The organism is Leisingera sp. MMG026 (assembly GCF_021654205.1).
Classification (GTDB): domain Bacteria; phylum Pseudomonadota; class Alphaproteobacteria; order Rhodobacterales; family Rhodobacteraceae; genus Leisingera.
On record NZ_JAKFZM010000043.1, the window covers coordinates 1 to 25,297 of the forward strand.

The 25,297-nt window shown below is 63.2% G+C and carries 19 protein-coding genes; 13 read left to right on the forward strand and 6 right to left on the reverse strand.

Features of this window, described 5'->3' with window-relative positions; translation table 11 throughout:
* On the reverse strand, positions 1 to 652 hold a 652-nt coding region (locus L1069_RS18980), incomplete at its 3' end, for a DUF4158 domain-containing protein (protein ID WP_237456717.1).
* Positions 653 to 882: 230 nt separating this feature from the next.
* Between L1069_RS18980 and L1069_RS18985 the strand changes: the two genes are divergently transcribed.
* The 3 genes from L1069_RS18985 (at position 883) to L1069_RS18995 (ending at position 2,919) form a co-directional block, all read left to right on the forward strand.
* Positions 883 to 1,194, forward strand: a complete 312-nt coding sequence (locus L1069_RS18985; protein WP_211038137.1) for a DUF2218 domain-containing protein — start codon at positions 883 to 885, stop codon at positions 1,192 to 1,194.
* A 130-nt stretch (positions 1,195 to 1,324) separates the two neighbouring features.
* Positions 1,325 to 1,606 carry a helix-turn-helix transcriptional regulator gene (locus L1069_RS18990; RefSeq protein WP_129373495.1) on the forward strand — a complete coding sequence of 94 codons (282 nt, stop codon included), beginning with the start codon at positions 1,325 to 1,327 and terminating at the stop codon, positions 1,604 to 1,606.
* Complete coding sequence (locus L1069_RS18995; protein WP_237456718.1) at positions 1,603 to 2,919, forward strand: type II toxin-antitoxin system HipA family toxin; 1,317 nt, start codon at positions 1,603 to 1,605, stop codon at positions 2,917 to 2,919. Before L1069_RS18990 ends, L1069_RS18995 begins: the two co-directional genes overlap by 4 nt.
* Positions 2,920 to 2,955: 36 nt before the next feature.
* On the opposite strand, the gene L1069_RS19000 is transcribed toward L1069_RS18995, so the two are convergent.
* On the reverse strand, positions 2,956 to 3,981 hold the full coding sequence (locus tag L1069_RS19000) for an AraC family transcriptional regulator (protein WP_237456719.1): 1,026 nt from the start codon (positions 3,979 to 3,981) through the stop codon (positions 2,956 to 2,958).
* Between the two features lie 160 nt (positions 3,982 to 4,141).
* Here L1069_RS19000 and L1069_RS19005 point away from each other — a divergent pair, with 160 nt between their 5' ends.
* From L1069_RS19005 to L1069_RS19040, 8 genes are read left to right on the forward strand one after another with little or no spacing between them, the layout of a single operon-like run.
* On the forward strand, positions 4,142 to 5,518 hold the full coding sequence (locus tag L1069_RS19005) for a hypothetical protein (RefSeq protein WP_237456720.1): 1,377 nt from the start codon (positions 4,142 to 4,144) through the stop codon (positions 5,516 to 5,518).
* Positions 5,479 to 7,002: a quinohemoprotein amine dehydrogenase subunit alpha gene (gene peaA / locus L1069_RS19010; RefSeq protein WP_237456721.1), complete on the forward strand. Its 1,524-nt coding sequence runs from the start codon at positions 5,479 to 5,481 to the stop codon at positions 7,000 to 7,002. Before L1069_RS19005 ends, peaA begins: the two co-directional genes overlap by 40 nt.
* An 18-nt stretch (positions 7,003 to 7,020) precedes the next feature.
* Positions 7,021 to 8,445, forward strand: a complete 1,425-nt coding sequence (gene peaB / locus L1069_RS19015) for a quinohemoprotein amine dehydrogenase maturation protein (RefSeq protein WP_237456722.1) — start codon at positions 7,021 to 7,023, stop codon at positions 8,443 to 8,445.
* Complete coding sequence (gene qhpC / locus L1069_RS19020; protein ID WP_237456723.1) at positions 8,442 to 8,765, forward strand: quinohemoprotein amine dehydrogenase subunit gamma; 324 nt, start codon at positions 8,442 to 8,444, stop codon at positions 8,763 to 8,765. The genes peaB and qhpC overlap by 4 nt, the downstream gene beginning before the upstream one ends.
* 13 nt (positions 8,766 to 8,778) lie before the next feature.
* Positions 8,779 to 9,858 carry a quinohemoprotein amine dehydrogenase subunit beta gene (peaD, locus tag L1069_RS19025; RefSeq protein WP_237456724.1) on the forward strand — a complete coding sequence of 360 codons (1,080 nt, stop codon included), beginning with the start codon at positions 8,779 to 8,781 and terminating at the stop codon, positions 9,856 to 9,858.
* Positions 9,855 to 11,597: an ABC transporter ATP-binding protein gene (locus L1069_RS19030; protein WP_237456725.1), complete on the forward strand. Its 1,743-nt coding sequence runs from the start codon at positions 9,855 to 9,857 to the stop codon at positions 11,595 to 11,597. The genes peaD and L1069_RS19030 overlap by 4 nt, the downstream gene beginning before the upstream one ends.
* A complete protein-coding gene (locus L1069_RS19035) occupies positions 11,594 to 12,277 on the forward strand; it encodes a hypothetical protein (RefSeq protein WP_237456726.1) in 684 nt (227 codons plus the stop codon). Before L1069_RS19030 ends, L1069_RS19035 begins: the two co-directional genes overlap by 4 nt.
* A 15-nt stretch (positions 12,278 to 12,292) precedes the next feature.
* A complete protein-coding gene (locus L1069_RS19040) occupies positions 12,293 to 13,696 on the forward strand; it encodes an aldehyde dehydrogenase family protein (protein WP_237456727.1) in 1,404 nt (467 codons plus the stop codon).
* 138 nt (positions 13,697 to 13,834) lie between these two features.
* Here the strand turns inward: L1069_RS19040 and L1069_RS19045 are convergent, their stop codons facing one another.
* Together L1069_RS19045 and L1069_RS19050 are read right to left on the reverse strand one after the other, a co-directional pair.
* Positions 13,835 to 14,539 (reverse strand): CpXC domain-containing protein, encoded by a 705-nt coding sequence (locus L1069_RS19045; protein ID WP_237456728.1) that lies wholly within the window; start codon positions 14,537 to 14,539, stop codon positions 13,835 to 13,837.
* Positions 14,540 to 14,574: 35 nt separating this feature from the next.
* A complete protein-coding gene (locus L1069_RS19050; RefSeq protein WP_237456729.1) occupies positions 14,575 to 20,121 on the reverse strand; it encodes a hypothetical protein in 5,547 nt (1,848 codons plus the stop codon).
* Between the two features lie 309 nt (positions 20,122 to 20,430).
* Between L1069_RS19050 and L1069_RS19055 the strand changes: the two genes are divergently transcribed.
* On the forward strand, positions 20,431 to 20,781 hold the full coding sequence (locus L1069_RS19055) for an META domain-containing protein (RefSeq protein ID WP_237456730.1): 351 nt from the start codon (positions 20,431 to 20,433) through the stop codon (positions 20,779 to 20,781).
* A gap of 132 nt (positions 20,782 to 20,913) precedes the next feature.
* Here the strand turns inward: L1069_RS19055 and L1069_RS19060 are convergent, their stop codons facing one another.
* Positions 20,914 to 22,008: a ParB/RepB/Spo0J family partition protein gene (locus tag L1069_RS19060; RefSeq protein WP_134831465.1), complete on the reverse strand. Its 1,095-nt coding sequence runs from the start codon at positions 22,006 to 22,008 to the stop codon at positions 20,914 to 20,916.
* A complete protein-coding gene (locus tag L1069_RS19065; RefSeq protein WP_237456731.1) occupies positions 21,986 to 23,407 on the reverse strand; it encodes an AAA family ATPase in 1,422 nt (473 codons plus the stop codon). Before L1069_RS19065 ends, L1069_RS19060 begins: the two co-directional genes overlap by 23 nt.
* 591 nt (positions 23,408 to 23,998) lie before the next feature.
* Between L1069_RS19065 and L1069_RS19070 the strand changes: the two genes are divergently transcribed.
* The gene (locus tag L1069_RS19070; protein ID WP_129373506.1) at positions 23,999 to 25,282 is read left to right on the forward strand and encodes a replication initiation protein; all 1,284 of its coding nucleotides are present in this window, start codon (positions 23,999 to 24,001) and stop codon (positions 25,280 to 25,282) included.
* The last annotated feature ends 15 nt before the right edge of the window (positions 25,283 to 25,297 follow it).

Here is a 25,297-nt window from a genome sequence, read left to right on the forward strand (position 1 = left end):
TTACACCAAATGGAAGATCAAGACCCTCTATAAAGGCCAGCCGGTCTGCCGCCTCCAGAACTTTATCCGGCGTCGCGGCCCCAACATCATCCTTCAGCCGCAAAAACCCATGATTGCAGCGTGGATCAGCAAGACATTCTTCCAACGCCACTTTGGTTTTCTTTGAAACTTTGCCCGAGACTTCTGTCAGAAACCCTGCCTGGAGTGCATGCAGCGCGGAGCGAACGGAGCGCTCCATGATCTTCCGCGAGGGTTCGAATATCGCGTTCAGCGACGCCCATCGGAATCCAAAATCAATGGGAGGTTCAATGGCCGGGCCTGTTCTTGAGCTTTCCAGAACAAGCACAGAATGCAGCTTCGCGCGATCTCGCTCTTTCGCCCGCCGAAACCCGAGATGGCGCAGAATATCAAGGCGGTGACGGCGGGCAGCGTCTGATTGCAGATCGTATAGATGAACATGGGCGTCCAACTGTTCCTCGGCATATTGGATGCGCTCGCTAGCGATTTCTTGCAATGCCTCAGGAAAATACCCGCAACTGCGAAAATGAACCAGCTGAAGCGCCAAGCCCGCGCGCAGCGCGCGCCGGTATCCCTGCACAAAATCCAATTCGCCAAACGAGAGGCTCCACGCTTTCAGCTCTTCTCGCTCCATCCGAGTGCCCCTTGACCAAAAGCGTGAACTTCCCGAGGAATCAGAAAACCGTCAAGCGCGCTCTCGTTCCACTCTTGTTCCTCACAGTCCTCATCTGTGCACGCTTCGGGCGGTTTGGCCAAAAAGTGCAACCGCAAAAACCCTTAGCCGGAGCCTGTGTTTGCGGGTTGCGGCGCCGCGGCGATTCACTACATTGCTCTTAGCTTAGTAAAACAGTAGGGAATTTGGGAATGCTCACCGACACCGGCCGCTTTGACACCCCGAACGGGGCAAAATACCTGCAGCAGCTTTGCAAGCATTTCTCCCATAAGGTCGAGGTGCAGTTCGACACCGCCGATGAAACCGGCCAGGGCACCGTGGCGCTGGGAATGGGGCCCGCAACCCTGCATGCAACCGGTCAGGATCTGACCGCCAAAGTCACCGCCCCGACCCCCGAGGAGCTCGATCATGCGCGGCAGATCATCGACAATCACCTCGCCCGTTTTGCCTTTCGTGAAGAGTTCAAAAACATGACCTGGCAATCCGCGACAGCCCCGGCCTGATCTTTACCGTATTCGGTAAATTTCTTGAGAGTCCCCCGTTCGCAATCGAAATTTATCGAAAACGGTAAAATCTGTTGATTCAGCTCCGGCGATAGGGCATATTTACCGTATTCGATAAACCGGAGCCCGCATGACAGATCAGAAGCAGCCAGAGCTGATCGGCCTCGGCCAGTCCATCCGCAGCATCCGCAAGACCAAGGGGCTCAGCCTGACCCAGCTTGCGCAATTGACCGGGGCCAGTGTTTCGGCGCTCTCCACCATCGAAACCGGCACCCGCGACGCGCGGGCGTCGACCCTGTACCGCATCGCCAAGGCCCTGCGCGTGCCGGTGGCCGAGCTGTTCGGAACGCCCCATGACGCGGCGCCGCACGGCGGCACCGCCAGCGGATACGACCTTGGAGACCTGGAATGACCCTTCAGGTTCCGGTTTTTTATGCACAGTTTCTGGTTGGCAGCGTCGCGGTGCATGACGACGGCAGCACAGGGTTTGCCTATACGCCGGAATGGATAAACACCCCCCGCGCCTTCCCCATCTCGGTGCTGATGCCGCTGCAGCCTGATCCGTTTCCGAACCGGATCGTGGCCCCCTGGCTGGCAAACCTGCTGCCCGAAGAACAGCAGCTGGAAACCCTCAGCCGGTCCCTTGGCCTGTCGAAAACAGACGCCGTTGCCCTGCTGCGCGAAATCGGCGGCGACACTGCCGGGGCGCTGTCCTTTGACAGCCCCTCCCTGCCGGACCAGTGGGACTATGTCCTGCTGACAGATTACTACCGCACCTCTTGCCCCGAAGACGCGCTGCAGGCGCATTTCAACGACCTGGCCCAGCGGCCTTTTCTGGCCGGTGCCGATGGCGTCCGCCTGTCGCTGGCAGGCGGGCAGCAGAAATCCGCCCTCGCCGTTCTGGACGCCGGCGGCCGCCCGGTGCTGCAGCTGCCAGAAGACGGCAGCAGGCTGGCCATTCCCAGAAACGGCGCCCCCTCCACCGTCATCCTCAAGCCGGACAATCCGCGGCTGCCGGGCATCGTTGAGAATGAGCTTTATTGCCTGACCCTTGCGCAAAAAACCGGCATCCCCGCCGCGCAGGCGGCATCCCTCGCCCTGGGGGCCCGCTCGGCCATTTGCGTCCTGCGCTATGACCGGCATCTGTCCGCCTCCGGACATATCCAGCGCCTGCATCAGGAGGATTTTGCCCAGGCCACCGCCACGCCGCCAGGGCGCAAGTATGAGGCCGGATCGGTGCCGGGTTTCACCCTTGCCGATCTGTTCACCGCCGCCGGGCATCTTGAACCACAGGACGTTCTCACCCTGTTCGACCAGTTTGCCTTCAACATCCTGGTGGCCAACACCGACGCCCACGCCAAGAATTATTCCATGCTGCACCGGCTTGGCCCGTCGGTTGAACTTGCCCCGCTTTACGATGTCTCAACGGTTCTGCCCTGGCCTGCCGTAAACCAGTATTTCGCCCAGAAAATCGGCGGCCGCAAACGCAAGCCCGCGGACGTGACACCGGATCACTTTGCCCGCATCGCAACCGAGCTGGGCTTCCGCCCCGCCGAAGTCCTGAACCGGATCACCCGGCTGGTGGATCTGATGGTGGAACACCGGCCCGCGGCGGAGCAGCATGTGGCCCGCCTGCCCGGCACCGCGCCGGGCTATGTGGAGCAAGCCGCCCGCTGCGCCGAACAGAACGCCCTCAGGATCCTGGGCCGGATCCCAAGGAACTGATCCCTTCGCGCCGCTCTGCTGGCCTGCTGCGGCGGTTCAGCCGCCGGAACCGCAGGCGGAGGCTTGCTTGCGGTACTGGCTCGGCGTCGCCCCCTCCCGCTGCCGGAAAGCACGTTCAAATGCCGAGACTTCAGAATAGCCCAGCCGCTCTGAGATTTCATGAAGCTGCGCCCCTGGCGCCAGCAGCATGCGCTTGGCAATCTCCATCCGGCAGCCCGCCAGCAGCCGCGAAAACTTCTGCCCCTCCTCCTCCAGCTTGCGCCGCAAGGTCCGGCGCGACATGCCCAGGGCGGTGGCGATAGCGGTCTGCTCGAAACTTTCGCGGCCAATCCGCATCAGCAGCTCGCGGCGCACCCGTACCGCAACCGGCGCTTCACGCTCGCTTTGCCGGGCGCTGCGGACCATCGACTGCGAGGCGGCCTTGAACGCCGGGCTTTCGCTGTCCGCCAGCGGCAGATCCAGCATTGCCGCGGGAAACACCAGCGTGTTGGACGCGGCGGCAAACTGCACCGGGCAGCGCGGCCCGGCACTGCTGCGGCTTTGCAAGGCGCTTGAGTCGTGCTCCAGCGACAACAGATCAGGCCGCCAGTCCGGACCGGCGGCGGACTTCACCAGGTTATGGAACACCGACAGCGTCAGCTCCGCATCCTGCTGCCGCGGCCAGATGCGTACATCCAGGATCCGGTAGGTCAGCAGCGCTTTGTCCGCCTCAATCGCCAGCCGCATTTCCGAGTCGCTTTGCACCATTGGAAAGGCATTGCGGAACAGCGACAGCGCCGCTCCCAGCGTCGGCGCCTGCTTGATGAATTCTCCAAGCGTGCCAAGATTTTGCAGATCAAACACCGATCCCACCCGCCAGCCGAAATCGGGCAGCCCCAGCTGGTCCGATGCATGCTCGCAGAAGTCCACGAATTTCTTCAGGCCGATCTCACCGTCCAGGTCTTCGGGGCTGATCCCGGCAGTGCGGAAAATCCTGCCAGGATCGCCGTTCATGAACTCAACAGCCCGCAGCGGGTCGTTCAAGGTCGTAGCCGAAATCCGGGGCTGATAGTTGTGTGGCATCGCGCAATTCCTCAGGATTGCGCCAGAATACCGTAAAAACCGGCCATTCCAGAAAAATCACTGCAGACAGGGCCGCATCCGCCGATTCTGTCCGGAAATGTCGGCTTGTTGTCCGGATGTGTCCGCCACAAGCACCGCCGCCACAGTGCAGCTTATGTAAATGGCACCTCAATTTGGCACCTTTGACATTGCAATCGCAGGCGGCGGCCCGGCCGGGTCGGTGGCCGCGATCCTGCTGGCGCGGGCCGGATACAGCGTGGCGCTGGCCACCCTGCCGCCGCGCGCCGCCCGGTTTGAGGGCATGTCCGCCCGTGTCGCCGCAATTCTGCAAAAACACTGCCTGCCGCTGGCGGGCATCGGTCCGGCCACCCAGCGCCATGTCAGCTGGGGGTCTTTTCAAGGCGGTCAGAACAGCGAGCATCTGGCCGACCGCAACCAATTCGACACCGGGCTGCTGCACGCCGCCGGGGCTGAGGGCGTCGCAGTGTTCTATAAAGCGGTGGCCAGTGTCCGCCCGGATGCGGGCGCAATCCGCCTGTCTGACGGGCAAAGCCTCACCGCCCGCCTGCTGTTTGAGGCCCGCGGCCGCCGCGCCCCGCGCCAGCCCGCGGCACAAAACCGGGCGGACCTTATCGGGCCGGACACGATCTCGGTTGCCGGGTTTGTGCCGCCGCAAGCCGGATATATGGACACCCCGCGGATCGAAGCCCGGCCCGGCGGCTGGATCTGGTCTGCTCCAGTAGGGCAGGGTCAGCTGTGGCTGCAGGCGGTGGGTGACACAGGTGCATTGGATAAACGGACTGGCGGCAAGGCGGCTGTGGCGGCGCTGTGGCAAACGGTGGCGGCGGACACCCCCCTGCCCCGCTCCCCTGCCATTCATGCCATCGCACCGCGGCTGACCGCGCCGGAACTGGACCCGCGCTGCCCGCGGCTGGGCGATGCGGCGGTGGCACTTGATCCTTTGTCCGGGCACGGCATGTTCTGGGCTGTGTCTTCGGCACTGATGGCGGTTCCCATCGCACGGGCCTTGCTGAACGGCGACACCGGACTGGCCCGCGATTTCTACCGCAACCGGGTGACCGGGACCTTTTGGCGGCAGGCCCGTGTGGGCCGCGATTTCTACCGCGAGGCGGAATTTGCAACACCGTTCTGGCAGCAGCGTACCGCCTGGCCCGATGATATCCCCGCCCATGATACCAACATCCCGCCGCACATCGCCCGCCGGGTAATCGTGCGAAACGGCCATCTGGCGCGGCGCGAGGTGCTGATCACCCGCGATGCCCCCGGCGGTGCCGCCTTTGCCGCCGGGCAAGAGATCGTGCCGCTGCTGCGCCGCCTGAACGGCCAGCCGCTGCCGGGCGCGGACGGTTTTCACAACGCAGTTCTGCCCGGAGCCCCGCCGCAGGCCGCCCGCGCCATCCACCAATGGCTTTTGTCGCAAGGCTTTACCGAGGGGGCGCAGATCCCCTGGGACACACCAAACAGGGAGACTAACCCATGCAACTACGACGCCGCAGTCTTACCGCTGCACTCCTGATATCAGCCGCCAGCGCGGCCCCTGCGCTGGCCAGCGAGGAGCTGGTGCAAAACATCTGCTCCAGCTGCCACACCGCAGAAGACGGCGGATTGAGCCGCATCAGCGGCCAGCGCAAGACGCCTGAAGGCTGGATGATGACCATCGTCCGGATGCAGCAGGCGCATGGGCTGGAGATCAGCGCAGAGGACCGCCGCGCCATCGTGCAACATCTGTCCGACAGCCAGGGTCTGGCCCCGTCCGAGACCGCCCCTTTCCGCTATGCGCTGGAGAAAGATCCGAACGCGCAGGAAAGCTTTGACGAACCCTTTGCCTCGATGTGCGCGCGCTGCCACACCGGCGCGCGGGGGCTGCTGCAGAACCGCACCGCAGAGGAGTGGGAGCTGCACATGGACTTCCATGTCGGCCATTTCCCCACCATCGAATACCAGGCGCTTGGCCGCGACCGCGAATGGTACCAGATCGCCCGGACCGAAATCGCCAGTTATCTGGCCGAACAGAACCCGCTGGAAACCGCCGCCTGGACGGGCTGGCAGGCGGCGGACAAGCAGCCGGTGGCAGGCGATTGGGTGGTCATCACAGACCTGCCCGGCATCGGCGAGGCCTACGGGCGGCTGACAGTCATCGGCGAGGCCTCTCCCTATCAGGTCTCGGGCGAATTTGTGACCGCCGACGGCAGCACGCATCCCGCGTCGGGCCAGATGAACCTTTACACCGGCTATGAATGGCGTGCCAATCTGGACATCGGCGGCACCGCCTATCGCCAGGTTCTGGCGCTGTCAGAGGATGGCAACGCCCTGCAGGGCCGCCAGTTCGACCGCAGCAACGACGCCCTTGGCGCACCGCTGACCGGCGCCCGCGCCGAGGCAAGCAGCGTTATCCTGGGCACCGTTCCCTCTGCCGTTCCGGCGGGTGAGGCACAGGTGCAAGTGGTCGGCACCGGGCTCGACAGCCTGGCCAGTTCACACGGCGATGCAACGGCAAACAGCTTTGGCGCGGCGCTGATGCTGGCGGCTGAGGGCAATGGCGTGGTCACCTTCAACGCAGGCAGCGCCGAGGGGCAGATCGCCCATTACACCTCGGTCGACAGCCTCCGGGTGGAGCCGGAATTCACCATCGCCCGCGTTGGCGGCGGCAGCGATGCTGGGCCGCCCCCGGTGCCCGCCTATTTCAATGCCATCGGCATGTGGAACGGCCCCGACGGCAAAGCGGGAACCGAAGACGATGTGCGCATCGGCCAGATCGCGGCGCAGTGGACCGTTGCCAATGCGCATGATCACGCAGCCCACATGAAAGACACCGAGTTTGCAGGCGAAATGCAGCCAAATGGCATTTTTGCACCTGCCATTGCCGGCCCCAACCCCGACCGCCCCTTCAGCGCCAACAACGCAGGCGAGCTGAAAGTCCAGGCCAAGGCGATGGGCCAGCAGGCCGAGGCGATGCTGATCGTCACGGTGCAGCGCTTCATTGATCCGCCGATCCGCTGAAGCACAGGGAGAAAACCCATGAAAGACTTTCACTATCAGCCCGCCAATGCGCACCGGGTTTCGGTCGAAGGGCGCGAGGTTCTGTTCCACGTCCCCACCACCTCGATCTTCGAGATGGACACCGCCGACCGCGATATCCTTGACTATGCGGCACAGGCGCAGGCCTTCACCATGGATGAATTCGAGACCCGGTTTGCGGCCACGGACGCCGCCGACCGGCTCGACGGTCTGGTGCGGCTGGACATCGTCAACGACGGCCGCCCGCTGCAGCCCGAACGCCCGCCGATCGAGATCGAAAACTTCCCGCTGACAACCATCGTCCTGAACGTCAACACCGGCTGCAACCTGGCCTGTTCCTACTGCTACAAGGAGGATCTGGCGGTGCCCTCCAAGGGCCAGAAGATGGCTTTTGACACCGCGCGCAAGTCGGTCGAGATGCTGATGGCCGAGAACCCGGACCGCGACAGCTATAACGTGGTGTTCTTCGGCGGCGAGCCGCTGTCGAACCAGCCGCTGATCCGGCAGGTGGTGGACTGGGCCGAACCGCATTTCGCCGCCCTTGGCAAGGCGGTGAACTTCAGCCTGACCACCAATGCAACCCTGCTGACGGAACCGCTGATCGACTGGCTTGACCAGCATAAATTCGGCCTCACGGTGTCCATCGACGGCCCCAAGGCGCAGCACGACCTGAACCGCAAGACGGTCGGCGGCAAGGGCACTTATGATGCGGTCGCCGCCAAGGCCCGGCTGCTGCTGTCGCGCTACACATCGAAACCGGTCGGCGCCCGCGTCACCCTGACCGCCGGCGTCACCAACATTCATGAGATCTGGGACCATCTGATCAACGATATCGGCTTTGCCGAGGTCGGGTTTTCGCCGGTCACCTCGGGCGACATGGATGCCTTCAACCTCAACGGCGCCGAACTGCTGGAGGTGTTCGAGGGCATGAAATCCCTTGGCAGGCTCTATGTCGAAGAGGCGCTGAAGGGCCGCAACATCGGCTTTTCCAACATGCATCAGATGATGAACGACATTTACGAGGGCCGTTCCAAGGCGCTGCCCTGCGGTGCCGGTGTGGGCATGCTGGCGGTCAATCACGACGGCGCGCTGAACCTGTGCCACCGCTTCACCGGATCGGACATGGACCAGTTCGGCACCGTCGACGAAGGCATCAAGCGCAAGGAGTTGTCGGGCTTCATCAAGGCACGCTCCGACCGGACTGAGAAGGGCTGCGCCACCTGCCGGATCCGCAACCTGTGCGCGGGCGGCTGCTACCACGAAAGCTATGCCCATTTCAGCGACCCGATGATGCCGACCTATCACTACTGCGACCTGATGCGCGACTGGATCGATTTCGGCGTCGCCGCCTATGCCGAACTGATCGCCAAGGCACCGCAGTATTTCCACCACCACGTTGCACCAAGGAGGGCGTTTGGAAAATGAAACCGCTCAATCAAAAAGCCGAACGCGTCCAGCAGGCCGCAACCGCAAGCCAAATGGAAGAGGTCCGCGCGATGCAGACCGTAACCGCCGGCTGCGCCACCACCTTCGATCCCGGCTGGGAGGTCGATCCTTTCGGCGGGCTGGCCGCCCTGTGCCAGCCGATGGAGGCGGACCTCTATGGCTGCTCCGACCCCTGCTGGTGGCCCGCGCAGGTGCCCGACATCATGGTCAACCACCAGACCTGGGACGAAGGCGCGCCCAACGCTGCCAAGGACTGGCGCGCGCTTGGCGCCACCTACCCCACCGACGCCGAAACATAAGGAGACCCGCATCATGAAATCCGCGTTTTTTGCTGCTGCCGCGTTCTGCGCCTCCGCCCTGCCGCTGGCTGCCGGCGACCTTCTGGTGACGGTGGCCCGGCCCTCGAACCTCTATGTCTTTGATGCTGATACCCGCTCGGTCAAAGCCGACTGCGATTTGGGCGCCAATGTGACTCCCGGCGTCATTGCCATGTCGCCGGACAACCGCATCGCCTATGTGCTGCTGAACCATTGGCAGGATGTGGTCGGCGTTAATATTGAGACCTGCGAGAAAGTGTTCCACGCCGCCCAGTCCGACGGCGACGTAAGCCGCCGCTCGCTGGCCTCGCTCGCCGTCTCCAAGGACGGCAGTCAGATCTACACGGTGCGCAATCCGGTGCGCAAACTGACCGACCGTTACGAGGTGATGCAGCCGGAATTCGCCGTCTATGACGCAAGCGCCGGGCTGGAGGCTGAACCCGCCGCTGTTTTCGAAGCCCCGCGCCGCTCCACCCTGATGGCCAGCGACCGCAACGGTCAGGTCTATGTTGCGGGGCATGACATCTACCGGGTTGATCCGGCCACCGGCGAAACCGAGGTGGCGATTGCCAACGCCAGCTGGGACCGCCCCGCCTACAGCCCGCCGGATGTGCTGGCCTTCTGGCCCACCGGCAGCCAGAACGACGAAATGCTGCTGATGTACACTGCGGCGGTGTTTACCGACGAAACCCAGCAGGAGATGGCGGATTTTGTCTGGGGCTACCAGTCGGTTGACCTGACAAGCGGCGAGACCGAGATCGCCGATTTCGCCTCCTTCGAGGTGCTGATGTTCTCAGCCGCCCGCAGTGCCACGGACCCCAAGCACCTGTACGGCGTCTATACCCAGCTCTCCAAGCACAACCTGGAGACCAAGGAACTGGTCAAGCGCGTGGACCTGCCGCACACCTATTACGTCATCAACGTCTCCAGTGACGGGCGTGAGATTTATGTCGGCGGCACCAATGACGACATCGGCATCTATGACAGCGAAACGCTGGAACGCATCGGCGAGATCCGGGTGCCCTCCGGCGGTGACATGTCGGTCTCCACCCTGCACGTTGTGCCGCAGGGATGACCGGGCCTGCCGCCAAACTCTCCCCCCAGCCGGGCGGCCCTGCGGCTGCCCGCCCCTGGCCGCGCCTGCAATCCCGCGCAGGTGCGGCGCTTTTCACATCCTCCACTGCGGCCTGGCTGCTGCCTCTGCTGCGCCCGCACCGCCACCGGCTGGCACTGCTGCTGCTGATCAGCTTTGCCGCCGCCGCCCTTGGCCTGCTGCCGCCCTATATCAGCAAGCTGGTGATCGACCGCGGCCTGATGGCGGGTGATGCCGCGCAGCTGATCACATGGTCGCTGGCGCTGTTTGCCATCGGCCTCCTGGCCACCGCCACCGGCGCCCTCAGCAATATCCTGCACATGCGCGCCTCGGTCCGGATGCTGGCGCAGCTGCGGCGGCGGCTGCTGTCCCGGCTGGCCGCCAAACCCTCCGGCTGGTTCGCCTCTCAGCGCGCGGGCGAGCTGCTGGCCCGGATCGACGGCGATGCGGCAGAGGTTCAGAAATTCGCCTTCAACGCAGTGCTTGGCGGCTCGTCCTCGCTGATCCGGCTGATTGGCGGCTCCGCGATGCTGATGCTGCTGGACTGGCGGCTGGGGTTGCTGACCGCATTACTGGCCCCGGCTGAGCTGCTGTTCCTGCTCTGGGCCCGCCCCCGTACCGAACGCCACGCCGCCGCCGTGCGCGGGATGCAAGGGCGCTACGCCGCCGGCCTGTCGGAAACCCTGTTCGGCCTGCCCGCGCTGCAGGCCGCCCGCGGCACCCAATGGGCTGAACGGCGCAGCCTGCGCGACCACGCCGGGCTGAACCGCCGCCTGATCGCGCAAAACCTGTGGGGCGAATTCACCCGCGCGGTGCCGGTGCTCTTGTCGGCGCTGACCCGCGCGGCGATCTTTCTGGCGGGCGGGCTGATGGTGATCCGCGGCGACTGGCCGCTGGGATCCCTGATTGCCTTCATCGCCTATATGGGTTTCATGACCGGCCCGATGCAATCGCTGCTGGGCCTGTGGCACGCACAGGCGCGGGTCAAGGTTGCGGTGGCGCGCCTTGATACGGTGATGCAGCCCGCCGCACCCCGGCCCGCCGCGCCCTTTGCCCCCGCAGGCCATGCCCTGCAACTGAACAATGTGACCGTCTCCCGTGGTCAGGCAGCACCGCTTGGCCCGCTGACCCTCACCATCCCCCAAGGCACCAAATTGGCCCTGAAAGGCGCCAGCGGCGCCGGAAAAACCTCTTTGATCGCGGTGCTTTGCGGACAGGCGCAGCCCCTGTCCGGGCGCATCACCCTGGGCGGCGCGGACCTGGGCCAGCTTGGCGGCGCCACTCTGCCCGATCGTGTGGCCTATGCCGGCCAGCGCCCGCTGATCCTGCACGCCAGCCTGCGCGATAACCTGTTTCAATCCCGCGCCTTCTGGTCCAGCCCCGGCAGTGAACCCCATGTCTGGCAAATGCTGGATCTGTTCGGCCTGGCCGAACGCTTCCGCAGTGCAGACGGTCTTGACACGATGCTGGGCGAAAGCGGGTTGACGCTGTCGGGCGGCGAACGCCAGCGCCTTTGCCTGCTGCGCGCCCTGCTCACGCCATTTGATATCCTGATCCTGGACGAGGCCCTGTCCGAGGTCGACCCCGCCGCCGCCGCCCGGATCCTCACCCATATCGACAAGAGTTTCCCGCATTCCACCCGCATCATCACCGCCCATGGCGGCGCCGCGGCTGGCGGCAAATTCGACATGGAGATCACTCTGGACGAGGCCGGCCCATGACCCCTGCCCCGCTGATTGCCCTGCTCGACGGCCCGCTGGCTGCAGACACCCCTGGCCTCGCCGCCCGCACAGATTTCTGCGAACTTCATCCCAGCGCCGCCGAAAGCCCGGCAGCGCAACACGCCGGTTACATGGCCGCCGCCATCCGCGCCAATGCACCCGCAGTGCAAATCCTCAACCTCACCATCTTTCCCGGCCGCCTCGCCACGTCCCTCGCCACCGTGGCCAAGGCCCTGCACCACGCCGCCTGTTCCAAGGCGCAGATCGTCCACTGTTCCTTTGGCCATGCCAATGCCAGCCCAGAGCTGGTTGAGGCTGTGGCGGCGGTGCTGCAGGCAGGCAAGCTGCTGGTCGCCTCCGCCCCGGCCCGCGGCGCGCCGGTCTACCCCGCCGCCTGCATCGGCGTACATTCGGTGCAGGGCGACGCCCGCTGCGCCCCCGGCCAATGGTCGCAGCTCGACCTGCCCGGCGCGCGCTACGGCGCCTGCCCCGGCGGCCCTGGCATTCCGGTACGCGGCGCCAGCCTCGCGGCGGCGCATTTCACCGGCCTGCTGGCCCGCGCCGGAACCGGCGGCAGGGGCAAGGCACTGCTGCAAACCCCGGCCTTCACCGGCCGCGAACGCATCGTCCTGCCGCCGGGCCATGCTTCTCTATTTCAATCCAACAACGCAGACACATAAACAGGGAGAACACCAATGGACTACCGCATGCTCATCAACGGCGAACAGGTTTCGTCGGAACAGATGATCGAGGTTATCAACCCGGCAACCGAAGCGGTCTTTGCCCGCGTGCCGCATGCTTCCGAGGCGCAGCTGAACCAGGCCGTTTCCGCCGCCAAAACCGCCCAGCAGGCATGGGCAGATACCCCGATGGCCGAACGCCGCGCCAAGGTGGAAGCACTGGCCGCCGCCATCGGCGAGGAGGCAGACGAACTGGCCCGGCTGATCACACTGGAGCAGGGCAAACCGCTGCCCGAGGCCCAGGGCGAGGTTGCCTGGTCGCAGGGCTATCTGGGCCATACCGCCACGCTGGAGCTGCCCGACCGCATCATCCAGGACGACGCCGAATTCCGGATTGAGACCCGCCACAAACCGCTCGGCGTGGTGGCGGGGATCATCGCCTGGAACTTTCCGCTGCTGCTGTGCTGCTGGAAGATCGGGCCGGCGCTGATGGCCGGCAATGCCATCGTGCTGAAGCCCGCGCCGACCACCCCGGTCACGGCGCTGAAGCTGGGTGAAATCTGCGGCCGTATCCTGCCGCCCGGACTGGTCAACATCATCACCGACGCCAACGACCTTGGCCCCAAGCTGACCGCGCATCCGGATGTGGCCAAAATCGGCTTTACCGGCTCGTCGGAAACCGGCAAGCGGATCATGGCCAGCGCTGCGGACACCATGAAACGGGTGACGCTGGAAATGGGCGGCAACGATCCCGCCATCGTGCTGCCCGACGTGGATGTGAAGGCCGCTGCCGAAAAGGTCTATGGCGGTGCCTTTCTCAATGCCGGGCAGGTCTGTCTGGCGGTGAAACGCGCCTATGTGCACAGCGACATCTACGAGGCGTTCTGCACCGAACTGGCCGCCCTTGCCGAACAGGCAGTGGTCGATGACGGCATGAAACAGGGCACAACCATCGGCCCGATCCAGAACAAAGCCCAGTTCGACAAGATCAAGGGTTTTCTGGAGGACGCCCGCGCCAGCGGCCAAATCATTGCCGGCGGCAGCCCCAAGGACGGCCCCGGCTATTTCGTGCATCCCACAATCGTGCGCGATGTGACAGACGGCCAGAAAATCGTCGACGAGGAGCAGTTCGGCCCGATCCTGCCGGTGATCCGCTTTGACAACATTGATGATGTGGTCGCCCGCGCCAATGCCTCGGACTACGGGCTGGGCGGCTCGGTCCATTCGGGCGATACCGCCAAGGCGGTTGACGTCGCCACCCGCATTGAATCCGGCACCATCTGGGTGAACCAGCAGCTGAACATCGGCCCGCATATCCCGATGGCCGGCTTCAAAGGCTCCGGTCTTGGGGTGGAACAATCCGTCGAGGGGCTGGCGGAATACACCCAGATGCAGGTGATCAACGTCGCCCGCGGCTGATACCGCGCTGAACCAGTGACTGGCGGGACACTCCCAGAGGCCCGCCATTTGCCCAGCCTTCAAGACAGATTTACGCGGCTGGAGCAGGCGGATATTAAAGCTGGCTGATATTAAACCAGTGCGCCGCGCGCGGAAAACCTATTCCGCCGGGCGCCCCTCCCCCATGTACAGCTTCTGCATATCCACAAAATGCCCGGTATCAAGCCGCTTGCGGATGGCGTCCCAGCCCTCCGGGTTGCCCTCGATCACCCTGTACAGCTCCGCCGGCACGGTCATGTATTCGATGTATTTCTCCGATGCGGTCTCCAGCCAGGCAAAGACATAGCCATCGCTGTCTTCGTCCGTATTCACCAGACGCAGCTCTATGCCCTCGGCCATCGGCACCGATTCAACACTGCGCAGGATGTGCAGCTTCATCATTTCGACAATCACGTCGTCCAGCCCCAGCTGCCTGACCAGCAGCTTTTCCCGCACCGCCGGCCAGCCGAAGGTCAGCCGCACCGCCAGCCCGCTGCCCACATCCCGCGCAGCCGCCGGAGCATTTGCGCCATAACTGGTGTCAAACAGCGACCCGGCCTCATCCTCAATCTCCAGATGATCCCGCAGGCGGCTGGCAGGCATCGCCGCAATCCACTGGCCGCGGCCGGCATCCAGATAGTTGAACTGCGGCTGCAGCCGGAAGCTCTCGCCGCAGGCATCGCAGGTCACATCCTGAAACCGGTCTTCCAGTATTTCGTCCCGCAGATCGGGGCGGCGGTCGGCGTTCACACTGCCCACGGCCATCATGGTCACCGGGGCCTCGCATTGCGGGCACACCAGATTGACGGGGTGAAAAAGCGACATCGGTCAACAGCCTTTCAATGGATCAGATCAACGGGTCAAAGTTTGGCCAGCCAGCCAACCGCCGGGTGGTTCGGCTTCAGCTTGCCGGAATGATAGGCGGCATACAGCTCCGAGAACCATTCCCCCGGCGCGCGGAACTGATAGCCGGTGATCCCCTTGGCCCGCTCGCCCAGCAGATAGGAATTCCAGGTGTTCGGATAGCTTTCCTGATACACGACGCCGCCGATTTCGATCTTCTTGGCAATTGCCATGCTGGACCAGGGCTGAGCCGGTTCGGACGCCATGTCGATATGCGCCTGCATCTTGATGCGGCGGCTTTCCCATTCCTCGTCCGTGCAGGTTTCATCGGCCGGCTTATCCGGCACATGCGCGCCTTTGTTATGCGCCATATATTCGGTGGCATAGGCCTTGTCATAGCTGAATTTGGCGGCAATTTTCTCAGCGATGGCAGCGATGTCCATGCCGTGTTCGGTCCAGCCGCCGTATTCCTTTTTGCCGCCGTTGCTTTTCATGAAGCTTTGTTTGTCGTCAACCGCATGGCCGACCTCATGCAGAGTGTTCCAGTTGAAAAACGTGACAGGCTCCTCGTTCGCCGGTTTGCATTTTTCCAGTTCGGCGCGTTCTTCCGGGGTGGCGGCATCATCCAGGCTGCCCACCGCATCCTCGCTGCCAAAGGCATAATTGGACGACGTGCCCGCATCGCCTTCATGCATCACAATCCGCTTTTCATTGCCCTGATACATTGATCCGCCCTTGGCAGCTTCATTGACCGCGAACTTCTGCAGCGAGTCATTGTTCAACGTGTGATCCAGCGGCAGATCCTGCATCGCCTTGTAGAAGGCGACAATATTCGGCCCCTTCAGATTGGCATCGGCAATTTCCGTGGCCGGCGCCAGGTTCTCATTATTGAAGTTCTTGATATCACAGCCAAAACGCGCCTTGAAGGCCACTTTGACCACTGCCCGCTGCGCCTCGGGCTCCAGGTTGTCGATCATCGCGTCCAGCTCGTCTGTGCCATTGGGGCGCGACAGGATTTCCTTGATGTCTTTGTCCGTGGGCGGCGTGTTGGCCCGCATTTCCGCCATCACAAAAGCGCTGGTGCCGATGGCACGCGCCTCTTCCAGCAGCTTGATGGCATCGCCCGGTTTCTTGCCGGCCACTGCCGCAGCGGCATCCGCCAGTTTCTTGCGCATGGTGTCGATGCTGGGCTTGATCGCATAGCGGTGCTCATGCCCTTCCAGCACAGCCAGCCGCGGCTCCACCTCCGGTTTGGCACGCAGATCCTTGTATGCATTGTGCTGTTCCGCCATCTCCAGCGCAGCTTTGGTCTGGGCAATCGCCGCCTCGATGTCCGTACTGACCTTGGCATAATTCTGCCCGCCCTTGGCGGCGGCCTCGGCATCAGCCAGCAGTTTTTCAACCGCGTCGGTCTCATCCTTCACATAAGCCGCTTCGCCGTGACCGGTGACCGGAACCAACGCGGCGCGGGCGCGGGTGATTTCCTGTTCGATGAACCCGTATTGCGAGATCACCTCATCCGCCGTGTTGCAGGCCTCCAATGCGGCCAGCAGATGGCCCTTGGCGGTTTTGGCGTCCAGCCCGTCCTTGCCGCAGTTTTCAATCTCGGCATTGGCGGTATCCAGATGCGGCTTGGCCACGGCGGCGTTTTCACGGCTGCCGACCACCTTGATCGACAGTTTCGCCGCCTGCACCTGCGGCCACCAGGGGGCGCTGTCCTCATCGCCGCCAATGGCCGAATTCACCGCCTCCAGTATGCTATGGGTATTGGCCGAGCTGATCGCCTCCTCAGCCGAGGCCGTCACCTCTTCGGCCATGGTCTTGGCGGTTGCGTAATCGCTTGGCGCCAGCTTGACCAGATTATCGTATTTTGCGGTCAGCCGGGTTAGCTGTGCCGCGATCGCATCGGCGTGCTTATGCCCCTTTGCCTCGGCCAGCTTGGCCTCAGCCGCGGCCCGCGCGGGTTCATAGACGGACGAGCCTTGGATTGCGGTCAGCAGCGCCTTGGCGTCATCGGTAATCTGCTTCAGCAGCTTGATTGCCTGGGAATAATCGTTCTCGCCCAGATCGGTCCTGGTTGTATCCAGCTTGGCCGCGGTCAGCCGGTCCGCCACTGCCTTGATCCGGTCCTTGGTGGCATCGTTGCGTTCCGGTGCCAGCGCATCCACCGCCGCCTGCGCATCAATGACAGCCTGGTTGTACGGGGCCGCCGCCGCAATCAGCCGCTGGCACGCGGTGATTTTCTGATAGGCCTTCTCGAACATGCCTTTGGCAGCCGAATAGGTATGCGCCGCCTTTGCCGCCTCGTATTTGGCGAAATCCGCATCCGCCCGCGCGATCTGATGCACACCGGCCTCGTTGCCCGGCCCGATCAGCGCCGCACGGGGCACAACGAAATACTGGTTCTCCCAGCCAAGCACCGTCTTCAGCGTCTTCAGATCCTCATCCGTGGCTTTTTCCCAGCCCGCAGCGGCCTTGGCCTTGTCCGCTGCCCCTTGGAAGTCCCGCGCGGTCTGCTTGGTGGTGCTTTCATCCAGCAAGTCCTGGATCTCGGTCTTGCGATGGGTCAGCTGGGTCTCAACCGCGCCGCCTTCGGTGGTGATCTTGCCGATCACCGCGGTGGCCTTGGCCCGGTCCGCCTTGATGGTCTTGTACAGCTCGCCGTCGGCGCGGGCCTGCTCTGCCATCTTGCGCGCCGCCGCGATTTTGGCCTCGGCGCCTTTGTAGTCATAGCCCTCCGGCTTGATCAGATCATCCGCCTCCCCGGTCAGCCGGGTGATGTCATCCAGATGCGGCTGCAGGCAGGCGGCATCGTTCAGCGGCGCCAAAGCAGCGGCCTGTGCCGCCAGCGAGGTCTTCAGCTCGCCATAGGCGCGATGCTGATGAACCAGCACCATGGCCATCTTCAGATTTGCAATGGCACTGTCCAGATGCGCCCTGGCATCGTCGTACTTCTTAGCTTTCTTGGCCGTTTCCGCCTCTGCCGCAGGCAGTTGCGCCTTGGCGATCAGCGCGGTGAAATCATTGCCCGCATCCGCCGCAACAACCTTGTCGCGGATATCAGTGAAGACTTTGAACGCCGGGTCCCATTTCTTTTTCAGATCATCAAGCGCTGCCGTATCGGTCATCCCGTCCAGCTCGACCGAGGCTTCCGCCGCCGCCTTGGCGCTGTCCACCCGTTTTTCCGCGTCCGCCACACAGGTGTTTGCCGTGGTGAAATCCAGCTTCAGCGCTGCTGCCGCCGCCTCAGCCATCAGCGCCTTGCCATCCTCCAGCATCGGGGCCGCCTGGGCCACATTCTTCAGCGGGTCGATCTTGCCCTGAACCGCAACCCGTTTGTCCTTATAGGCCTTGCAGGCATCCGCCTGCGCCGTGGCTGCGGGCCAATCGCCCTGGGTGGCATCCAGCAAAGCCAGCGCGGTAGAGTATTTGTGCAAAGTTGCTTCAGATTTGGCCGAAGCAAGATCCGCCTCCATTTTCAGAATGATGACCTGAATGCCCGAGGCACCGTCGTGGTCCTTGAAGTCCTTCAGCTTGGCCTCAAAGGCGGTCAGCTTGGGCGCATATTGCTGAACAACCGGGATTTCGGTTTCCAAGAACGCGCGCAGCGACCAGAACTTCCCGAGTTTCTTGAGGGATTCTGCGTAATCCTTGGTCGTGGCAACATCTGAATCCGTATAGAAATCACCCAGCTCGGTCAGTTTCGCCGTCAGCAGGGCTTTGACCGCTGCGGCCAGCCCGGCCCAGTGATCAACCCATTGTTTTGCTTTCGGACGCCCGTCGTCATAGGATTTCCGCAGCGCCCGGACCTTGGCAGTCCTGGCATAAGCAACTGCAATTTCATCCAGTTTCTTGACGCCGTCCTTGAACTTCTTCGCGGCCTTGTCCACCTGCGCCGCGTCATACAGACGCTCCATTTCGCGCGCCGCGTCATCTATCGCCGGATCGCCGACCGAGACACCGCGGGCCGCATCAGCCAGCGCCTTGCGGTCCGGGTCAAGCGCCATGAAATGCGCAAAATCATCGGCCAGAACCTCGGCCTTGGCAATTTCGGTCTCGGCGGCGGCCAGATCATCTGTGGCGGTTTTCAGATCATGGGCCTTGGCCTTGTCAACCGCGGCAGTGCGCAGCCCGTCAATCCGGGTGATTTCCGGCGCAATCTCGGGCGCCGCAGCCTTGGGGTGGCTGGTCAACGGCACCAGCCGCAGATCGAAAATCTCCAACGCTTTCTGAAAAGCGGTCTTGGCGCCGGTGTCGGCGGCAACCGCCTTTTCCAACGCATCCAGTGCCTTTTCCCCGGCATCCAGTTTGGCGCCATTGGCGTCTTCGGGTTTTGCCTTGGCCTGCGCGGCCAGTGCTTCGACCTTATCAAGCGCGGCTTTCCACTTGTCAGGGGTCTGGCTGACGGCCTCGGGCACCAGGGTGTTGTAGGTATTGACCGGCCCATCACGCAGCGCCTTCAGTGCTGCCTCGATCCGGGCGATCTGGTCGGCCAGATCAGCGTCCGCCGTGTCGCCGCCGGCGTCATCCGAAGGCGGTGCAGCCTGTTCCGGCGTCTTGGCCGGGGCGTCGGGTTTGGCGGTGGTGACGGTATCCCCCTCCCCTGCCGATGCCGCTTCGGCACTGGCCGGTGCCGCGTCGTCTCCGGCAGTTTCGGCCGCGGCTTTGCGGGCCTTGGAAATGGCCTGGGCCAACGGTCCGACCGCCTTAAGCGCGCCCTCATAATCCGGCGGCGTGGCCGCCACCCGGGCCTTGATCTGGGTCCAGACGTTTTCGATTTTTGCCGACTGCGGCGTGTTGAGCGCCAGCACCTCGGTGATCAGCGGCTCCAGTTTGCCCGCGGCCTGCTGCCATTTGCCTTCCAGCAGGGTTTGCCGTTTGGCCCCGGCTGCTGCCTCCTGGGCTGCGGTTTTCATTTCGGCGGACAGCTTCGCGACATGCTCCAGCGCCGCGGCATAACCGCTGCCCTCCGCCTTGGCCTGAATCGCCGTCCACAGCGCGTCAGCCTTGGACAGATCAATGCCGGCAATATCCCGGAGCTTGGCCAGATTGGCCTCAACCTTGGCGGAGGTGGTTTTCCATTTGGCTTCCGCCGGATCCGGTTCAGCCGAAGGCGCTGCCGGCGTATCTGCCGCATCCTCGGTGACGGTATCGCCGCTGGCCGCCGGAGCCGCCTGCGGGCCGTCATCCGCGGCCTCCCCGTCGTCGTCATCCTCCTCTGACTCGACGACATTTCCGCTGGGGTCCAGAATGAGGATCTTGTATTTCAGCCCCACCACCATAAACATCTTCTTGGCCTTGCGCGCCATGCCCGGCACGATCTTGCCCTCGACTGACAGCGACAGTTCCTTGCCGTCCAGCGTCAGCGTTCCAAAGGTGAACTGCGGCGTCTCGCCGTCGGACTTGGCCTGCTTGCCCAGAACCTTGGCGGCCTTGGTCTTATGGGTGAGAAAGATCGAGTTTTCGATTTTCTTGCCAAAGCACAATCCGAATGACAGCGCGCGTTTCTTCGCAATCGCCATCTGTTGCTTGATTTCTTTTGCGGCAGATCCATCAAGAGGCATGGGCAGCTCCTGAGTTAAAAAACTGTTTAAAACTAGAGCGTTAGCTCTTATTGCCTTCAAGCGTCGCATGGAACCCGGATTCCAGCAAGATTTTTTTCTTGTCAATTGCCTCCGGCTGCGCACACTCGGTCGGTACATGCATCAAGGTGGGACGCTGATGACTTTCCAGCCAGCCGATTCAGCCGAATGACGGGATTGCGCCCGGCGCGGGCCGCAATGCTTGCGGTGCTTGCAGGCTTGTGCGGCGGCGGGCTGGCGGTGTGTTCATTTGCCTCTGACACCGCGACCGGACACAACGGAGAGATTTCAATGGCTTCCACCACGGCAGAAAGCTTTGACGGCGCCTGGATTGTGCAAAAAGTCCAGGACGTCGATCTGACGGAATTCGAAGACCTGCGGTTTGATTTCGACGGCGGCACGCTTTACGGCTCCAGCCCCTGCAGAAGTTTCACCACAACCTTCGGGCCGGACCTGCAGAACATCATGTTTTCGCCGCTTCAGATCGGCGGCGGGCTGTGCGGCGAAACAGCGATGATCGCCGAGCGGGATTTCCTGCAACAGGTCGGCCTGGTCAACCGGATGGAGCTGACCGGGGACGGGCAGCTGGTGATGTATAATTTTGAAACGCCTCTGCTGTGGGCTAAACGGCTGGGCGGCTGATACGGCATAGGTTTCGCTGCGAAACCTGTGGAATTATCGCACTGCCGGCATGGCAAAAGGCATAGCGGAAATGGAAAACCCCGGCCCAGCCAGGCCGGGGTTTCGCAGCGAAACCGGGATCTGCGCCCGGCCCTATCCGCCGTGCTCCAGCAGGTGACGCACATTGTCCATGACTGCATCAACCAGTTCAGCCGTCACCTCGCCGCCGGAGAACCGGATGGCATAGCCGCCGGGCCCGTATTCGCGTTCGATTGTAATGCCGCTGGCGACGCGGGTCTTGCGGGTGCGCTCCACCTTTTGCGCGGTCTTGGGACGTCCGCCGCGGCTGGGGTCCTGCGGGGCGCCTTCAGCGTCCTCAACCATCGGCAGCATGGCCTCCCATTCCTCAGCCGCCGAGCGCCCCTCGGCCCGCTCCAGCGCGGTCCGCAACCGGTCAGCCCAGCCGCTCCGCAAGGCGGCAGCCAGACGCAGGCATTGGCGTTCATTGAGGCCGGTTGCATAGGACAGCATATCGCCCAGTTCCTCGTGAATCAGGGCAAAGGAGCGGATCTTGGAGCGTTTGGCCTTGGAGGCATTCTGAAACAGCACCGCGACCGCCTCGTCCACCGTCGGGAACACCCCGTCATGCACCGCCGAGGCCGCCGCCCTGCCCCGTTCGTACTGGCTGAGGCCCGAGCGGATTTCGTTTTCCTCGATCATTGAGACCAGCGCATTTGCAAGGCTGCCGGGCTCGCGGATGAACGCCGGGATGGTCTGAAACCGTTCGCCGCCGCTCAGCCCGTTCAGGCGGCGCAGGGCTGTCAGGCGGCGATAGCCGGAGACCAGCGCGTATTTGCCCGCGTCTTCGGGGTTGAGCGGCTCGAACACCTCGATCGGCAGGCGCAGCCCATTGACCGAAACCGAGGTCATCAGCTCTTGCATTTCTTCCTCGTCCAGCACGATCCGGTCGCGGTTCAGGGCGTCTGCAGTGATCTCTTCCAACGGGATTTCCACCGCCACCAGCCCTTTGCTGGTGGCGTCGCGCAGGCGTTCGGCGTCTGCCTTGTCACGGGCTGCTGCCTCGCGGTCAGCCTGCGGCATCGGGTCCGCGTGGCGGGCGGCATCGGCCACAACATCAGCAATCGGAGGCCGCAGGCCGGGGCCGCGCGACAGGTCGCGGTCAATGCCTGCTTCGATCTCCTTCAATGCCTCGGGCGAGGGGGTCTCAAGCTGTCTGCGTCTGGCCATCTTCGCTCTCCTCAGTGTGTGCTTCTGCCTGCTGCATCTGCTGATCGCGCCACCAGCTGCCGATCAGCAGTTCCTTGAATTCCGCATAGGTGCGGTCGAACACCTCGCGGCCGCGCACATAAGTATCGCGGTTGAAGTTGCGGTAATCCGCCTCGTAAATACCCGACACGCTTTCGCCGGCCTGGCCGACCATGGCGGTGTAATCCTGCCGGTAGGCGTTCATCATATCGCCGAAGTAGGCCTGGATCACATTGGCCAGATCGGTCTGCTGACTGGCGTCGAACCGGGTGATCAGGGCGCGCACCACGTCCCATTCGAACTTCATCTCCGGCAGGCCCGCGCGGCGGCGGCCGGCGTTTTCGCCGTCCTCGATCGAGGCGAATGTGGAATAGAGCATGTCGAAGAACCGGCCCGTCGAGTCGAACTCAAGAAACGAAGCGCCAAGCGGCACCATCAGGATGTCGGCGGCGGCCAGGGCGTTGATGGTCAGGTAGCCGAGGGCAGGGGGGGTATCCAGCAGCACGATGTCATAGTCGTCGAGCGCGCCGCCCTGATCCAGCGCATTGGTCAGCGCGTCCCACAGCGCCCAGTTGCGCAACCCCATCCGCCAGACCGGGATTTGAAACTCGGCCCAGTAGAGGTTCAGCTGGGCGCCGATCAGGTCGATGTTGGGCCAGTGGGTTTTCTGCACCACGTTTCGCAGCGAAACCTCCCGCGCTTCGGTCAGGGTTTCGTCCAACGGAATGGGGTCAAGGCCGGAGGCGGCACGGACCTTGTTTTCCGCCTCCACCGCCTCGGCATAGTCGCGGGCCAGCAGCGGGAAAACGGTTTGCCATTCGTCGGCCACCTGGCCGCCCATGATCGAGGTCATCGAGCCCTGGCTGTCCAGATCGACCACCAGCACCTTGTAGCCGTCAAGTGCTGCCGACATTGCCAGATGCGCCGCGGTCGAGGTCTTGCCGACGCCGCCCTTGAAGTTGGCCACGGCCACGACCTTGGCGGGCAGGCCTTCGGGGCGGTAGGGGCGGTATTCCTTGGTGCTGATGCCTTCTTCGGCGAAATGGTCGCGCAGTTTCAGCACGTCTTCCAGGGTGAACCAGCGCGAGCCGCTGGCGCCCTCGCCCTGGGGCAGGTCCGGGTTTTTGTTCAGCACCCGGCGCAGGTGGGCGGGGGCGACCGGGATCAGGTAGCGGCAGACCTCCCATGTGGAAAAGCTGCGCAGACGTTTGCGCCCGTCGGGGGCATAGCCGCGTTTAGCCAAGTCGTCGCGTCCGCGGCCTGCGAAAGCTGCCGCCTTGGCAAATCTTGCGGTATCGACAAGCTCGCCGAGCTTGGCCGCCGCTGCCTTCGGATCCAGGTTGAAATAGGGGGGCAGGGGGGTGTCAGGTTTTTTTGCCATGTGACGGGTGCCTCGGGTATATCGCCTGTTTGGCGTGTTATCACCGCTTTTGTGGCACATCCTGGGAAGAGTGTGAATCATATTCTGGCAACGCATCTGTTTTCCGCTGCCGTCCGTATCCCGCGGATATATGTAAGCTTTTCCCCAAATCTACTATGGCACAAACAAGTTGAAATGTTGTGAATCTTTGATTCAGATTTAGAATCTTTGGGTTCAAAATACCGAAATATTTCAATCACCTATGTATCTTTGGGGACCTGTATTCAGTATCAATGGAACCCATATGCAGGATCATTGGTACCCGTCTGCGGGAGCAAGGGCCCTGATTCGCAGGAAGACAGGCACCCGCGACTCGCAGGCCGGAAATCAGGCGGCTTCCGGATCCATAATAGCCGGAAAACGGTGGAAACCAGCGTAGAATGGCGCCTGAAACTGGGATGTTCTCAGAAAGGTACCCGTTTGCGGGACGAGGCTTTCCCGTAAATGGGTCCCCAATGCAGGATTGAGCGCGGGTTCCTTTTAAGTCATAGTACCGCCAAAGCAGGCCCCGCAGAGTCGCAAAGACCGGCAAGGGGGCAGGAGGGCAGGGCGATGGACGCCAAAGACATCCCGCACAACAAGCTGACAGGCCCGCTGCGCCGGGGGTCGGTGAAGAAGAACGTGGCGGCCATTCATGTGTCCGGCAAGCTGACGCTGCTGCAGCGCAAGCTGTCGAATGTGCTGCTGCTGAATGCCTATGACACGCTGATCACCAAGCCCAAGCACCAGATCGATGCGCAGACGCTGTGCATGATGGTGGGCTATAACTCTAATGATATGGAGACGCTGAAGCAGTCGCTGCGCAGCCTGGCAGAGACAGTGGCGGAATGGGACATGCTGGATGAGCAGGGGCGGCAGGAATGGGGGGTCAGTTCGCTGTTGTCCTATGCCAAGCTGGCGGGGGGCGTGTGCGAATATGCCTATTCTCCGGCGCTGGCGGAGAAGCTGCATGACCCCAAGGTCTTTGCGCTGATCAATCTGAATATTCAGCGCCGGTTCACCTCCGGCCATGCGCTGGCGCTGTATGAAAACTGCTATCGCTTTGTGCGCACCGGATCGACCGGCTGGTGGGATATTGCGCTGTTCCGGCGCCTGATGGGGGTCGATGGCAGCGCCTATTACGAGAGTTTCAAGCATCTGAATGCCAAGATCATCAAGCCGGCGGTGGCGGAGGTGAACAAGACCTCGAACATCCTGTTGACGCCGGAGTTCAAGAAAATGGGCCGGCAGGTGGCCGAGGTGCGGTTTCTGATCAAGGAGAACCCGCAGCTGGCGATGCTGGACATTGATGACGGGGCAGGGGTGCGGCAGGGGGCTGTTTACACCCAGCTGATCGGCCTCGGCGTCAGCGACCGGCTGGCGCGGCAGTGGATTGCCGAGCACGGAGAGGATTATGTGGCCGAGAAGGTCGGCTATCTGAAAAGTAAAAAGGGCGTGGACAGCCCGGTGCGCTATCTGAGCGCGGCGCTGCGCGATGATTACAAGGATACGCCCGCGGAGACCGCGAAGGCGCTGCCGCCCGAGGTGCTGGCGGCGGCAGAGGCGCGCCGTGCGGCAGACGCCGAGGCGGCCCGGCTTGCGGCGGCAGAGGATGCAGTCAAGGCGCGGGAGCGATCATTGCGGGCGCAGCGGCTGGAGCGGATCCGGGACCTGGCCGCCGGGCGCTCACCGACCCAGCGGGATGCCGACAAACGGCTGTTCCTGAGCCGCCTGGATACAGAGATCGACCGCGAGGAATTCCGCAACCGGGGCTGGGCTGCGGCGCTGCTGGCCGGTGAAATGGCAGAGTTCTGGGAAGAACTGATCCCCGGCGCGCTGGAGGATCTGGCAGGGTAGGGCGGGCCGCTTGTG

Excerpts from the sequence above, each read along its gene's own strand:
- L1069_RS18985 (WP_211038137.1), top strand. The coding sequence starts at position 883 with ATGCTCACCGACACCGGCCGCTTTGACACCCCGAACGGGGCAAAATAC.
- L1069_RS18990 (WP_129373495.1), top strand. The coding sequence starts at position 1,325 with ATGACAGATCAGAAGCAGCCAGAGCTGATCGGCCTCGGCCAGTCCATC.
- L1069_RS18995 (WP_237456718.1), top strand. The coding sequence starts at position 1,603 with ATGACCCTTCAGGTTCCGGTTTTTTATGCACAGTTTCTGGTTGGCAGC.
- L1069_RS19000 (WP_237456719.1), bottom strand. The coding sequence starts at position 3,981 with ATGCCACACAACTATCAGCCCCGGATTTCGGCTACGACCTTGAACGAC.
- L1069_RS19005 (WP_237456720.1), top strand. The coding sequence starts at position 4,142 with ATGGCACCTCAATTTGGCACCTTTGACATTGCAATCGCAGGCGGCGGC.
- peaA (WP_237456721.1), top strand. The coding sequence starts at position 5,479 with ATGCAACTACGACGCCGCAGTCTTACCGCTGCACTCCTGATATCAGCC.
- peaB (WP_237456722.1), top strand. The coding sequence starts at position 7,021 with ATGAAAGACTTTCACTATCAGCCCGCCAATGCGCACCGGGTTTCGGTC.
- qhpC (WP_237456723.1), top strand. The coding sequence starts at position 8,442 with ATGAAACCGCTCAATCAAAAAGCCGAACGCGTCCAGCAGGCCGCAACC.
- peaD (WP_237456724.1), top strand. The coding sequence starts at position 8,779 with ATGAAATCCGCGTTTTTTGCTGCTGCCGCGTTCTGCGCCTCCGCCCTG.
- L1069_RS19030 (WP_237456725.1), top strand. The coding sequence starts at position 9,855 with ATGACCGGGCCTGCCGCCAAACTCTCCCCCCAGCCGGGCGGCCCTGCG.
- L1069_RS19035 (WP_237456726.1), top strand. The coding sequence starts at position 11,594 with ATGACCCCTGCCCCGCTGATTGCCCTGCTCGACGGCCCGCTGGCTGCA.
- L1069_RS19040 (WP_237456727.1), top strand. The coding sequence starts at position 12,293 with ATGGACTACCGCATGCTCATCAACGGCGAACAGGTTTCGTCGGAACAG.
- L1069_RS19045 (WP_237456728.1), bottom strand. The coding sequence starts at position 14,539 with ATGTCGCTTTTTCACCCCGTCAATCTGGTGTGCCCGCAATGCGAGGCC.
- L1069_RS19050 (WP_237456729.1), bottom strand. The coding sequence starts at position 20,121 with ATGCCTCTTGATGGATCTGCCGCAAAAGAAATCAAGCAACAGATGGCG.
- L1069_RS19055 (WP_237456730.1), top strand. The coding sequence starts at position 20,431 with ATGGCTTCCACCACGGCAGAAAGCTTTGACGGCGCCTGGATTGTGCAA.
- L1069_RS19060 (WP_134831465.1), bottom strand. The coding sequence starts at position 22,008 with ATGGCCAGACGCAGACAGCTTGAGACCCCCTCGCCCGAGGCATTGAAG.
- L1069_RS19065 (WP_237456731.1), bottom strand. The coding sequence starts at position 23,407 with ATGGCAAAAAAACCTGACACCCCCCTGCCCCCCTATTTCAACCTGGAT.
- L1069_RS19070 (WP_129373506.1), top strand. The coding sequence starts at position 23,999 with ATGGACGCCAAAGACATCCCGCACAACAAGCTGACAGGCCCGCTGCGC.